Raw genomic sequence first — 13,462 nt, 5'->3', positions numbered from 1 at the left:
CTTAATTCATTTGATTTAAAAAAACTAACGCATCATCTATTACATGTCAAAAAGGTTCCCATAAAAGTTGTTTTGCTTGTTGTAAGCGACTTTCAACTTCTTTCCAGTTCACAACATTCCACCAATTATCTACATACTTCCCTCGTTCATTTTTATATTGAAGGTAGTAGGCGTGTTCCCAGACATCTAAAACGAGTAAAGGAATAACATCCCATTGACTTAAATTTTGATGCTTTTCTGCCTGAAGAATTTCAAGTCTTCTTGATCTAGGCGCCCACACTAAGATCGTCCAACCAACAGCTTCAACACTTTTAGCAGCTTCTGAAAAGTGTTTTTTAAAATTTTCAAAACTACCGAATGTCTGATTAATTTCTTGTAATAACATGCCAGTAGGTTTTCCCCCACCTTTAGGACTCATGATATTCCAAAAGATTGTATGAAGATAATGCCCTGCTCCATTAAAAGCAGCTTCTCTTTCCCAATGTTTGATGAGTGAAAAATCATTTGTTTTTCGAGCTTTTTGCATTTCTTTTTCAGCTTTATTAAGCCCATCTACATAGCTTTTATGATGTTTATCATGATGTAATCTCATAATTTCACGCTCTATGTATGGTTCTAGAGCGTTATAGTTATAAGGAAGTGGTGGTAGTGTGTGTGCACCAATTGGAACAGATAGTGATTGCTGATGGACACGAGACATTTCTAAATCTTCCGTTTCGTCTTCTTCGTTAAAAAAATCTTCTAACTGTAAATATAGACTGTTAGCTCGTTCATAGAGCTCTTTTTTGTCAAACGAAATGGTGTCTAAAAGCTGATCTTTAAATTGAATTAGATCATTCTGCCATGATTCAAGTTCTTCCGACGCTACCCGTCTTTCTAATTTTTCAGCTGATGCATCATAACTCTCTAAAATTTCCTCGCACCATTTCTTCATAGATAAGATGTATTCTTCTGACAAATTAATCCCTCCCGATACTCATTCGTACACAATATATGCAGCAACCCCAAAAATTTGATCTTATTTATTCATCTTTGTGGTAGGATCAATTTTAGTGGCTATGGAAATCCACAAAAATTTCGTGATAATTTCAATTGAGGCATCGTTGTATATATTTACGGGTTTCGATACACCCTTGAGTGCATGCATCTTTAAATAAAATATGTAAATTTAACAAAGACCTTTATTAATGTTTATTTCGATAATGTGAAAGTGTTATCAAAGGGAAAATATAATTATAGCTGTGATAATTAATGAAAAATTGTCCTGGCAAACCAATACCTGTAGGATATGATTGAGATCTATTATTAAAAGAATTACGATCCAATAAATGAAATACTCCATTTTTGACAAAATCAGTATGCGATCTATTAGCCATGATAAGAGCATCTAGAGCCCAGGACGTTTGAGAAGGTGTACTGAAGTTTAAAGGGACATATCTCTTTATTTCGCTACTTCGGCATGACTCTCCCCAGCCACCATCAGGTAATTGTGTATTTTCTAAAAATTTAACTCCCCGTTTAATAACTGATGCATCTGTCGGCATACCAACAGCTACCAAACCAGTAATAGCTGCCCAAGTACCATAAAGGTAACAAACACCCCATCGACCATACCATGATCCATCTTTTTCTTGATGTGACACTAACCAATCTACAGCAGCTTTAATGTTAGGATTTTGTAGAGTTAGACCTGCATAATTTCCGAGAAATTCAAGTGTTCTTCCTGTTAAATCTGCAGTAGAAGGATCTATTGCAGCATCTTGAGCATTTTCTAAAGGTATATAGGTGAGCAGTTTAAAATCAGTATTTTTCTCAAATGCTGCCCAACCACCATCAGTGTTTTGCATTGATAATAAATATGTAACTCCTTTGTACCAAGCTTCAGTAACCTTCTTTTTAGATTGAGCTTGGCGAGTTAATGCTCTTAAAACAGCAGAGGTATCATCGTTATCAGGATTCAAAGTATTGTTATGTGAAAAACCCCAACCTCCAGGAGAAATATTTGGATTATGTATTTTCCAATCTCCTTTTTTTGTATGTTGCTTAGCAAGTAGGTAGTTAACTGATTGACTAACCATCTTTATTTCATCTTCTCCACTAGCTTCTTGAAGTGCATAACTAATTAAGGCAGTATCCCATACCTTTGAAGTTGAATTTTCTAGGTGGAAGTTGCAGTCGCTATTAATTAATTTTTTTAAACCTCTAATTGCATTTTTAATTAGTGGTGACTGTTTTGTATATCCGAGAGAAAGCAAAGAATATATCATGAAAAATGTGGCACTAGCATAGCTGTATAGAGTTCCATCATCTTCAATTCTCTTTAACATATAAGTTTCAGCTTGTTGATAACCTAAGCGATGAAAATTAGCTGGAAGTTTGAGAAGTTTATTGATTTCATGTAATAGAGGATTATTTTGTGAACGGGTATATGTAGCTAAATCCCATGGGTCAGCAGTTCTTTTATAAGAGGACGAATACAGATGGTTTAAATTAGGTGTGTGTCTTGATTGTAATTTGAACTTTTTATTTGCAACAATCATCATTGGAATAAAATGAATACGAGCATATGTACTTAATTGATAAAAATTAAGTGGAAATGAATTTGGTAATAAGAGAAATGTCATAGGAATATAAAAAATGGAAGACCATTGAAATAATCCATTAGCAGCGAGCATCCACTTAGTCATAAAATGAGTTTCAGATAAACCACCATTTCCTTTTATAAAAACCTCAGCTTTTTTCATCGAAGAATCTTCACGAGAATAAAATCCTGAAAACAAAAGTGCTGTATAAGCTTGGACTGTAACAGATAGATTACCAGCATGTTCATCTGGATATGCTCTCCAGGAACCATTTGGTGTTTGTTGTTTAGAGATTCTTTGCGCTAATTTATTTATTAGTTTTTCTTCTTGTTCACTTTGCGTATCTATAGAACGTAGAATGATGATCATAAAAGCATCTGTCATTAAACCGCCTTCAAAGCAAAAATCCCATGATCCATCTGGTTTTTGCAATACTTTCAATTCTTTAATTTTAGTTGTTATTTCATTAGTAATAGCATCTCTTGGAAACATAGCAATACTCACCTCAATTATGATTATGCATTGGTAAGAAGTTATATGTAAGTTGCTATCTAACTTTATTTTGTGTTAGGTTGAAAAATCAAAAATGGAAAATACATAGAACAACAAATGAAATAGATCTATGTTTTTTTATAATTAATTATTGCAAATTTGAATGTTGGTTTTTAGCAATTTGTTGATTGATTGGAGTGAAAGCAAGAAACCCTTGCTTAGTGAAGCTATTCAGAATGAGACCTCACAGTCGCTAGCTAGTGCAAAGAAGACTTAAGGACCGAGGGAAAATTGGCTTTTTTATTCTTTCCTAGAGAATTGGTTTAAAAAACAAAAAAATATCTACTATTCTTTTTGCTATTTTTAGGTATAATTTAATATTATCCTTGGCTCTTTTCTGAACGATTGTTGCTATTTACCCCAAATTTGGAGTAAAAAACAGTGAATTTTCACTATAAGGGTACTATTCTATGAAGAAAAGATGCCACAAGACTTAATACAGAGCTGATTGCTTCGGTTTTTTAAAAGTAACAAAGTTTGCAAAAACATCCTTATCCTAAGATAAAAGAATGAAATGTAGGGGAAAGAATGAGACATCTAAAAAATATAAGCCCAATAACAATAAATATAATTCTTGGTACGTTATTTGGCAGATTAGCTACATCAATGTGTATCCCTTTTTTAGCAATATATTTAACTCAGGAAAAACAGGTTTCACCGTCAATGACAGGTGCAATTATCGCAGTAAGCTCCTTAGTAGGAATAGCAGCAAGTTTTTTTGGTGGCTACTTATCGGATCGATGGGGAAGAAAAAAGATTTTACTATTATCTATCTTTGCATGGGGTCTAGTGTTTGTTGGATTTGCTTTCACGCAATCTATTTTGGGATTTTTCATTATGAATGCTTTAAATGGATTGTGTCGTGCAGTTTTTGAGCCAACATCTAGAGCAATGTTATCAGATCTAACCGATGAAAAAAATCGACTAGTTATTTTTAATCTTAGATATACCGCAATTAATGTTGGAGTAACCTTTGGACCACTCATAGGACTTCACCTTGGTTCAGCGGCATCAACTAAACCGTTTTTATTTGCAGCAATTATGTATTTTCTATATGGATTATCACTGGTATACACGTTAACAAAAAGTGATATTCCTGAAAATTCTGTTGTAAGTAAAAGAGTACATTTCAAGCAAGCTCTTTATATTGTTCGTAAAGATACAATCTTTCTCTTTACAATTGTCGGACTGATTTTATCCATTACAGGGTATTCACAATTTTCTTCAACATTACCACAGTACTTCTCAAGCTCCAATTCATTTGAAGATGGTGCACATCTTTTTTCATACCTATTAACGTTAAATGCAATTACTGTAATATTATTGCAATTTCCTTTGGTGAAAATAGGTAAAAAATATTCGCCACTCGTATCCATTATGATTGGTAATATTGTCATATGTATCGGGTTGTTTGGATTTGCTTTTATCACTGAGCTCCCTTTATTAATTGTTATGATTGTAATCTTTACTGTTGGAGAAATATTGATGTTTTCAATGACAGATTTATTAATTGATCAAATGGCAGTGCATAGTCTTAAAGGAACTTATTTTGGTGCGATGGGATTTACGCAACTAGGTAATGTAATTGGACCTTGGATTGGTGGTGTTTTATTACAATACCATGGAGCAAATCAGCCTGAATATCTTTTTGGATCATTAGTATTCTTAACAATTTTAGGTGTGCCGATACTTTTATATGTTCAATATTTAATGAAAGCTAAAAAGGTAACACAGCAACAAATCATATAATTCAAATCCATGAATTTATCAAAATGGTTACTTATTGCTCATATAAGATTTATTTAATTGGCTTTTTAATGAAACTTAGATAAAATATGAAGAAAGCTAGTAGAAAGGTGGAAAAAGATGATACATAAAACATGGCAAACAACAACACCAGTAAAAAAAGTCAAATGTGTTCACACAAAGGCTGAAAAGTATATGGTTGACCGTGCATTAACTGCAGAGAAAGAATATGATGTCCAAAATGAAACAGAAGAGTTTTATTTTGTGATTGATAATACTGGTAAAGTTGGCGGTTATTATAAAGATTACTTTAAAGTTTTAAATTAATTGGGATTATGAAGAAGATGACTTAGGTCATCTTTTTTTTAATATCTTTACCAACACTATTATCTATAAAGTCTAGCGGCATCTTTTCTTCTAAAGATTGTCTCTTTTATGTGATAAAATCTTTGTTCAACCAGATAAAGATGTCAATTTACAACAATCTTTCAGAAAAGATCCTTTTTAAAAAGCCTCTCTAAAAGATAAATCGATTATTACTTGCACTTTTTAATAATATGTTATTATAATTGATAATAATAACATAATTTTTTCTTCTAAGTGCTTCTATACTAAAAGCTGTTTTCGCAAACTTTGATGTTTTTAGAATACTAATGGAAACAACTCTTTATAAAGTCTAGCGGCATTTTTTCTTCTACAGATCGGACCATTTATCCAATAACACACTGGTTATAACAGATATAAACGTCAATTAGCAACAATTTTTAAGAAAAGAGCCTTACTAAAAGATTGTCTTATCGTGTGGTAGATTGAAAGATCATAGAGTTTCGGTATATGATACTTAAAGTCTGTAAAAAAGTGAATTCCTGTAATGGGAATCAACTTATTCAAAAATAGGAGGAAAGTTCAGCATGAATTCAAAAGCAAAGTTAATCCTTCATCCTGTCAGAATGAAAATTGTTCAAGCATTAATAGGAAACAAAGAATATAATGTTCAACAAATCGCTACAATTTTAACAGATGTACCTCAAGCTACATTGTATCGACATCTAAACAAACTTTTAGAAGCTGGTGTATTAAAAGTAGTTCGAGAGAATCAAATAAGAGGAACAATAGAGAAGATCTATTCTTTAAATGAAAGTGAATTATCATTAACAGATGACTTTGGGAAATTAAGTCGAGATGAACATCTAAACTTATTTTTGACATTTATGATGCATTTACTAGGACAATATGAAAGTTATTTACAGCAAGACGAGATTGATTTGTATAAAGATGGTGTAGGGTTTAGAGAAGCTATTGTTTACTTATCAGATCAAGAGTTTTTCGAATTTACAGAACAGCTAGCAGCAATCATGAAGCGAATGTTAGAAAATGAACCGTCTAGTGAGAGAACGGCAAGACATATTGCAAATATATTTATTCCTGAACCATCAAAAAATGACTAGTCAATAGCTAACTTTCATGGTATTACTATTAACATAACATCTCAAGAATTTAACGTAAGCCAGTGATCATTCTGGTCATAGTAGAAAGGAAAGAAGAGAATGATTGATAGCAAATTATTGATAAGAGATGCTGAACTAGAAGATCTTGCAAGAGTGGTTGAGATTTATAATACATCGATTCCAGGTCAACTAGCTACTGCAGATCTTGAGGAAATAAGTGTTGAGAGCAGAATCCAGTGGTTTAATGACCACAATTCTCATCAAAGACCATTATGGGTACTAACTGAGGAAGATCATATTGTGGGGTGGTTGAGCTTTCAGTCATTTTACGGAAGGCCAGCTTATCTTGCTACAGCAGAGGTTAGTATTTATCTACATCCAGACGTACATGGAAAAGGTTATGCTAGAATATTGATTGAACGAGCAATGAATGAATGTCCAAGGCTAGATATAAAAACATTATTAGCATTTGTGTTTGGTCATAATAAACCAAGTATTAATTTATTTAAAAGCTATCAATTTGAAGAGTGGGCAAATTTACCTCGTATTGCAAATATGGATGGTATCGAACGTGATTTAGTCATCCTTGGAAAGCGTATTGTGGAATAAAACTTATAGGGTACATGAGGAATAACTTTGATTAATCCTTTTGTATCCTGTTTATCTTTAAATAAGATATTTCAAAAAAAATCAATTTGATATTATTGTTTTTGTCTACGGATAAACCACAGTTTACCAAAATAATGTCCTCAAAAAATTCAATGATCCATAGAGGGAGAAATGAAATTGGAGATTAAAACTGAAATCTTTAAACATATAAATATAGAAAGTTTGTTAAATAGTGTTGGGGAAAGTTTAATATTTGCTGATAAAGATTATCAAATTGTATGGATAAACGATCATGCTAGAGCATTATTAAGTAAGGTAGGACCTTATATTAATGTGAACAATCCGAACGAGTTTATCGGAATGAATTTAAATTCGTTTCACGGCAAAAGACAAATGGACATTGTTCAGAATGGTCCTTTTCCGTATAAAACAACAATAAGACTATTTAATCTATTTACTGCTACAATTATAGTTGATCAGTTAAAAAGTGCTAATGGCGACATTTCTGGATTCATCCTTACATGGAAAGACATTACTCAACATGAAAATGAATTAGAAGAACGAAAAAGAATTATTGAAGGTATGTACACACCAATTATCGATACAGCCATTGATTCCGTTTTATTAGTTTCTCTATCTGGTGTGTTGAGTGAAGAAAGATTAGAGTTTACAAAACAAAAGCTCTTAGAAGCTGCATCAAATAATAGCACGGATTACATCATTGTAGATTTTACAGGTATACAAACCATACTAGAGGAAGATATTGCTTTTCAATTAAATCAATTAGTAGAAGCACTAACTCTTATGGGAGTTGAAACTATTTTTGTAGGTTTAAATCCAAAGATTGTCCATAATATTGTAAAGATGGGCATTCAACTTAATGCAAAAACATATAAATCGTTTAAGCAAGGTGTGAATTATGTTTGGAAACAAAAAGGATATGAATTAAAAAAGCTATGAAGTAGGGGTCCAATAGTAGATAACTTATTATAAAATGTTACATCATTGTATAGAAACAATAAGTTCAAACACATACTTAATACTGATTTGATTTTATTCTAGTTAGAGGTGTATTCATGCAATTTTTATTACTTACTCATAATGATTTAGATGGTGTTAGTTGTGGTATTCTCGCTAAATATGCATTTGGGCAAAATGTTGATGTGCGATATAATTCTGTGAATAGTCTTGATTACCAAGTTGAACATTTTCTAAGTGAACACAATGAAAATATTCCAAAAGAGTTACAACTATTTATAACAGATTTGTCAGTAAACAAAGAAAATGAATTAGGATTGAATGAGTTTGCGAAAAAGGGTGGAAAAATACAACTGATTGACCATCATAAGACAGCTTTGCATTTTAATGAATATAACTGGGGATCTGTACAAGTGGAAGAATCAGAAGGAAAGCTTGCATCTGCAACCTCATTATTTTATACATATCTAGTTAGTAAGGGTCTAATTGAAGCAAAAGAAATTCTAAATCAATATGTGGAAATGGTTCGACAATATGATACTTGGGAATGGGAAAGAAACGAAAATACCCGTGCGAAAAGGTTAAATGACTTATTGTATTTACAATCAATTGAAGAATTTGAGGAAAGTATGTTATCTAGGTTATATAACCAGGAAGAATTTTCTTTTAGTGATTTCGAGGAAAAGCTACTCGATGTAGAGGAAGATAAAACAGAACGTTATATAAGAAGAAAGAAAAGGGAAATTATTCAAGCAAAGGTTGGCAAAGCTTGTATAGGAGTAGTTTATGCTGAACTTTATCACTCAGAGCTCGGTAATGCATTAGGAAAGGAATACCGTCATCTTGATTGTATTGCGATCTTAAATATGGGAAATAGAAAAATAAGTTTTCGTACAATTCATGATGATTTTGATGTTTCTGAGCTAGCTGCTAAATATGGTGGGGGAGGTCATGCAAAAGCCGCAGGCTGCTCCATAACCAAGGAGGCTTTTAAACAATTTGTAGAAAAGCCGTTCTCGTTGAAACCTATTAAACAAGATTTTACTCATAATAAAATGAATAAGAAAGAACGATGCTCTCACTATGAAAATCATGACAATGAACAATTTTTACTATATGAAAAAGAAAAAGGTAATTGGGTTATTGAGAAAAATCATGATTTATTAAAAGAAGGATATGCTACATTCGAACTAGCTGAACAGTTTTTAAAAAGATCTTTTTCTGCAAGTTTATCGAAAGATGAGCAATTAGTTAACTACTTATTTCACTTTTATAACAATGAAATAAAGAAATAAATCCGTATTGTAGACAAATAATATATTCAAGCCCTTCTGAGGAATTTAAATGCTTGATTTTAGAACAAATCCTTTTCAGAGGTTTTTTTACCAATTGGTAATTTGCTACCGTGACAAGGTTAGTAACGACGAAAGTGATTATTTGTTAATAGATGATGAAAAATTAAAGAGGTTGGGACATAAGTATTTAAGCTAATAATAAACCCAAATTATTAGGTGATATCAATTAATCATAGCCTAATAATCCGGGTTTTTTTTGCAGTTTTCAATATTTTTTTTTGCATACTATTTTTAAGAACTATTGGAATGGAGCGGAAGACACTCGGGCACCTACTTAGAATAGAGGAAAGGCTGAGACCCCGAAGGCGCTAGCGCTGAGGAGGCTCAGCTTCCTCCCCGGCGAATGAAGTGTCTGCAGCGCAATGTAACGAACTTGTTTCTTTCAGCATAACTTAATTTAGATATATTAGTCTTTTTGTATGACTTTTTTATTATGATTATGATGCGTTCGTTCCTAAATTAGATATTTCTGAACGGTGAGCTAGGATAATATCATCAATAGCCGAGTCAATTTTTTTAAGTTCCATATAACCACTAGTGTATGTAAAAAACACTTGATACAATTCATTTTTATAGATGACAACTTCCAAACTTATCACCCCGAACCTTCCCCTATTTAATAATAACAATTACCCACTATTGAAAGGAATAAAACTAGGTATTTATACCTATTTATTAGGAGTTAACTAATCATTAATCAACTACAATATAAGCAATCATCGGAACTCCTTGACCATGATGTGTATGAGTATCACAAATTAAACGATAAGTTCCTTCTTCCTTAAAATTTAAAGGAATAATTGTTTCTTCTCCTTTTTTAACAACTCCTTTAATATCTGTACCTTCAATAAAAAAGGGATGTTCGTTCCCATTTACACCATAAATACTTAGAGAAACATCTTCTCCCTTAGGAATAACAATTGTTCCAGGATCCCATCGATATGCTTCTATTTTCTTGCCATCAGGTGTAGTTGAACTAAATTCTCCTGTAACCATATTTATGACAACATCTTTTTGAGATTTCTGTGTATTTTGAAATGTGGGTAATGCTTCTTGATTAAAATAATATAAACTTCCTATCACTAAACAGGATAATACAAGAAAAAGCCATTTTCTTTTAATGATAATAAACCGCATAATATCCCTCCTAAGCCTTGTCTTATTTATCTATATGTAATAGAAGGGAAGAACTTGTCTACATATTAAGAATTAATTCGCTTAATGTGGATGAGTATTTATCTTTTAACATAAGAAAGGGAAGCTGAATATTCTTCAGCTTCCCTCAAATATAAAAAGAATTTTTATATTCCTAAGTTATCATTACTTTAGACTAATTGATACTTTTCTGGATTTGTAACGATCAGTAATACCTTTCCTTTATCTAGCTTTTCTTCATATGTCTCAGCTTCGGTTTTTGAGAAACCAATTTCGCTTAGTTTATTTCTTAGTTCATCGCCTTTTTTATTAAAAAAGTTTCCAACAGCATTTTTCATTCCTGTTTCTTCAGAACCTATTGTATTTGTATCTACTTTTTCAGAAATTCTTTCTGTTCGTTCATCATCATGTGAAAGAACATAAACATCATTTTTTTCGACACCTTTGGTTTTTAAATTATTTACAGCTTCTTTCATACGATCTTCGTTTTGATATTCTTCAATATAAGGTTTCATATTAATATATTCCTCCTTTAAAAGTATATTATACTATTACACAAAATAGAGGGCTTGAAACATAAAAGAATCACTTTCTATGAAAATAGTTCATTCCTACCAATATCATATGATAACGTTTAAAACAGTATAATTGTGGTAATAGATAGCTTCTATTTATTAGTATCTTTGATTTTCTATTATTTTTTCTTTCCTTTTTGTTATATAAATGTTATAGTAATAAAGCGATGAGCTGAATTGTGTAAGTCGAAATGACATGCCTCTGGCTAAATGCACGATGTGGCGTGCAGTCTTTCGCCTCAATACGCAAAGGACGTCTTTTAGACGTCCTTTTTTAATTTCTGAAAATAACCGTAAAACCACTCTGTAAAACTATAAAGGTGCTACAAAATTATAATAACTTTACACTTATTTTTAGATGATAATTAAAGATTTTTCATACTAGAACTGTATAGACATTTCAAATTCTAAATACATTTGTTTTATACCTTCCTACTGATTGATAATGCTTAACGATGATCTAAAACGAGTTTGTGAGAGAATGTTACTCATTTTATTGAATCTTCGTAGTAAGGTGAGTAACGAAATAAGCAACCTTTTGTTTAAATTTGTTTGTTTCAATTTACAAATTTTTAGAAATGATCTATATAAAATGATATAGTGACTTTACTAAAAAAATGCAAAGGAGATTAGCTAATGAAACCTTCTATATTATTTGTAGGAGCAGGAAGAATGGCAGAAGCCATAATTTCTGGTTTGCAAAATAAAAAACATGATCAAATCAAAGATATATTTGTAACAAATAAAAGTAATCCTACAAGGTTAAAAGAATTAGAAAGCAAATACGGTGTTATTCCTAAAAACCAATTAATTGACAGGATAACTCAGGTCGATATTATCGTTCTAGCAATGCCACCAAAAGATCATGAAGAAGTTCTCAAGAACATTTATCCATACATAACAAATCAGCTTATCATCACGATAGCAGCTGGAATTGGACCGGAACATCTAGAAAAACGGTTACCAAAAGAAACGGCTGTGGGATGGATTATGCCAAATACTGCTGCTGAGGTTGGACAGTCCATTTCTCTTTATGCATATGGTCATTTTATAACAGATACGCATAAGCAACAGATGGAATTGATCGTTAATTCTATTGGAGCCTCACAATATTGTTCAGAAGAAGAAATTCATAAACTAACTGCTATCACCGGAAGTTCTCCGGCATTTCTTTATCAATTTGTTGAATCATTAATTTCTATGACAGAGGAACTAGGTATGACAAAAGATGTCGCACAAAAACTTGTTACTGAAATGGTCATTGGATCTGCTGAAATGTTAAAAACAGGAAAGTTACCATCAGATCTTAGAGAACAAGTTACCACACCAGGTGGAGCAACAGCTGAAGGCCTTAAAGTGTTAAAGATGGGAAATTTTGAACAATTAATTAAAAATGCTGTGATTGCAACAAATAAAAAAGCAAAAGGATAATTAAAAAGGATGTTTACAATGACGAAGTTATCTCTTACTTACATGTATAATTCCAAAACAAAACCCCATGACTTATAGCACATGGGGTTTTATTTTATAAAAGAAGGAATGTAATTTTTGAAGTTATTCTTTTTTAATGCTAACAGCAGAAAAATTCTCTAACACAGGTAGTGTTTTCTCATCTTCTACCATTGCGTGTCCACATAGAGGACACTTCGGTTCTTCATCTGACTTGAAATTATCTCTCATCCAACCATTACAGTCATCTGAATCACATGACCATATTTTCAGGTTTACCTCTGGTGGTTTTTCTACTTGCTGTTGAAATCTCATTTGAACACATCCTTTAGTAAGGAGATTTTGTACTACATACATTATACACATTTTACCTGGCAATATGTATATTTGTTAACAAATTCCTGTTATTCCATATAAATTTTGCTACATATATACGATAAAGCACAGGTTTTATGTAAAAAAAAGAAATTATCGCCAAACCTCTTTTCCTTTATATGGCAGCTTCCACCGGTTTCTAATACCGATCTTTGCTAACGAACGGCGGATTGTGCGTTCACTTTCTTTTCTAAGCTTTGATGATCTCCAAATGAAAATCATTCTAATGAAGTTTGTAATCTCTCTCAATAAAAAAGGGAATTTCAACTCCAAGAGAAAGTATTATAGTTAAGCTTCAATTAATTCCGAAACTGCCACTTGTGATCTTTCTTCAAGTGGACCTCTTAAATGACATGTCACCATTTCTTGATCTTCATGCAATTCATCAATCCAAACTGAGCTACCATTATACATTACTTTAATATCTGCTGATGAAGAAAGAATTTGTTTTACACGATTAATATCCATTCTATTACCTCCTAAAATTCAATACTTTAGTTTGTACTAAATTACACACTCTTATTCGTTTATTTCAAGGAATCACTATAATAAGTTCACAAATCTAGATTTATCTCATGCATAAAATAGTCTAAATAACAAATTTTAAATACTAGAATATGAAAAGGTGGTTTGGTAAG

14 protein-coding genes are annotated in these 13,462 nt (G+C 31.9%); 7 read left to right on the top strand and 7 right to left on the bottom strand.

Annotation, left to right across the window (positions count from 1 at the left end):
- Window positions 1–46: 46 nt before the first annotated feature.
- Window positions 47–958 (bottom strand): superoxide dismutase, encoded by a 912-nt coding sequence (locus LC076_RS04940; protein WP_264191420.1) that lies wholly within the window; start codon window positions 956–958, stop codon window positions 47–49.
- 226 nt (window positions 959–1,184) lie between these two features.
- A complete protein-coding gene (shc, locus tag LC076_RS04935; RefSeq protein WP_226666636.1) occupies window positions 1,185–3,074 on the bottom strand; it encodes a squalene--hopene cyclase in 1,890 nt (629 codons plus the stop codon).
- A 588-nt stretch (window positions 3,075–3,662) separates the two neighbouring features.
- Between shc and LC076_RS04930 the strand changes: the two genes are divergently transcribed.
- The 6 genes from LC076_RS04930 to LC076_RS04905 all read left to right on the top strand — a co-directional run bounded on the left by LC076_RS04930 (window position 3,663) and on the right by LC076_RS04905 (window position 9,210).
- Complete coding sequence (locus LC076_RS04930) at window positions 3,663–4,883, top strand: MDR family MFS transporter (RefSeq protein WP_226666635.1); 1,221 nt, start codon at window positions 3,663–3,665, stop codon at window positions 4,881–4,883.
- A gap of 117 nt (window positions 4,884–5,000) precedes the next feature.
- Window positions 5,001–5,207: a DUF6501 family protein gene (locus LC076_RS04925; RefSeq protein ID WP_226666634.1), complete on the top strand. Its 207-nt coding sequence runs from the start codon at window positions 5,001–5,003 to the stop codon at window positions 5,205–5,207.
- A gap of 584 nt (window positions 5,208–5,791) precedes the next feature.
- Window positions 5,792–6,328, top strand: a complete 537-nt coding sequence (locus LC076_RS04920; RefSeq protein ID WP_226666633.1) for a helix-turn-helix domain-containing protein — start codon at window positions 5,792–5,794, stop codon at window positions 6,326–6,328.
- Between the two features lie 99 nt (window positions 6,329–6,427).
- On the top strand, window positions 6,428–6,937 hold the full coding sequence (locus tag LC076_RS04915) for a GNAT family N-acetyltransferase (RefSeq protein ID WP_226666631.1): 510 nt from the start codon (window positions 6,428–6,430) through the stop codon (window positions 6,935–6,937).
- A gap of 177 nt (window positions 6,938–7,114) precedes the next feature.
- The gene (locus LC076_RS04910; protein ID WP_226666630.1) at window positions 7,115–7,897 is read left to right on the top strand and encodes an STAS domain-containing protein; all 783 of its coding nucleotides are present in this window, start codon (window positions 7,115–7,117) and stop codon (window positions 7,895–7,897) included.
- Window positions 7,898–8,013: 116 nt separating this feature from the next.
- The gene (locus LC076_RS04905; RefSeq protein ID WP_226666628.1) at window positions 8,014–9,210 is read left to right on the top strand and encodes a DHH family phosphoesterase; all 1,197 of its coding nucleotides are present in this window, start codon (window positions 8,014–8,016) and stop codon (window positions 9,208–9,210) included.
- A 497-nt stretch (window positions 9,211–9,707) separates the two neighbouring features.
- On the opposite strand, the gene LC076_RS04900 is transcribed toward LC076_RS04905, so the two are convergent.
- The 3 genes from LC076_RS04900 to LC076_RS04890 form a co-directional block, all read right to left on the bottom strand.
- Window positions 9,708–9,869, bottom strand: a complete 162-nt coding sequence (locus LC076_RS04900) for a hypothetical protein (protein WP_226666627.1) — start codon at window positions 9,867–9,869, stop codon at window positions 9,708–9,710.
- A gap of 94 nt (window positions 9,870–9,963) precedes the next feature.
- On the bottom strand, window positions 9,964–10,407 hold the full coding sequence (locus LC076_RS04895; protein WP_226666625.1) for a cupredoxin domain-containing protein: 444 nt from the start codon (window positions 10,405–10,407) through the stop codon (window positions 9,964–9,966).
- A 188-nt stretch (window positions 10,408–10,595) separates the two neighbouring features.
- Window positions 10,596–10,940 carry a general stress protein gene (locus LC076_RS04890; protein ID WP_226666624.1) on the bottom strand — a complete coding sequence of 115 codons (345 nt, stop codon included), beginning with the start codon at window positions 10,938–10,940 and terminating at the stop codon, window positions 10,596–10,598.
- 696 nt (window positions 10,941–11,636) lie between these two features.
- On the opposite strand from LC076_RS04890, the gene proC reads away from it, so the two are divergent.
- Complete coding sequence (proC, locus tag LC076_RS04885; protein ID WP_226666622.1) at window positions 11,637–12,431, top strand: pyrroline-5-carboxylate reductase; 795 nt, start codon at window positions 11,637–11,639, stop codon at window positions 12,429–12,431.
- 123 nt (window positions 12,432–12,554) lie between these two features.
- Here proC and LC076_RS04880 read toward each other — a convergent pair whose 3' ends face one another.
- Both LC076_RS04880 and LC076_RS04875 read right to left on the bottom strand, forming a co-directional pair.
- Complete coding sequence (locus LC076_RS04880; protein ID WP_226666621.1) at window positions 12,555–12,764, bottom strand: cold-inducible protein YdjO-related protein; 210 nt, start codon at window positions 12,762–12,764, stop codon at window positions 12,555–12,557.
- Between the two features lie 348 nt (window positions 12,765–13,112).
- On the bottom strand, window positions 13,113–13,292 hold the full coding sequence (locus tag LC076_RS04875; protein WP_226666619.1) for an H-type small acid-soluble spore protein: 180 nt from the start codon (window positions 13,290–13,292) through the stop codon (window positions 13,113–13,115).
- Between the last annotated feature and the right edge of the window lie 170 nt (window positions 13,293–13,462).

The sequence above is a fragment of the Metabacillus litoralis genome (assembly GCF_020524045.1).
GTDB classification, from domain to species: domain Bacteria; phylum Bacillota; class Bacilli; order Bacillales; family Bacillaceae; genus Metabacillus; species Metabacillus litoralis_C.
This window is presented reverse-complemented; position numbering and strand designations above follow the sequence as displayed.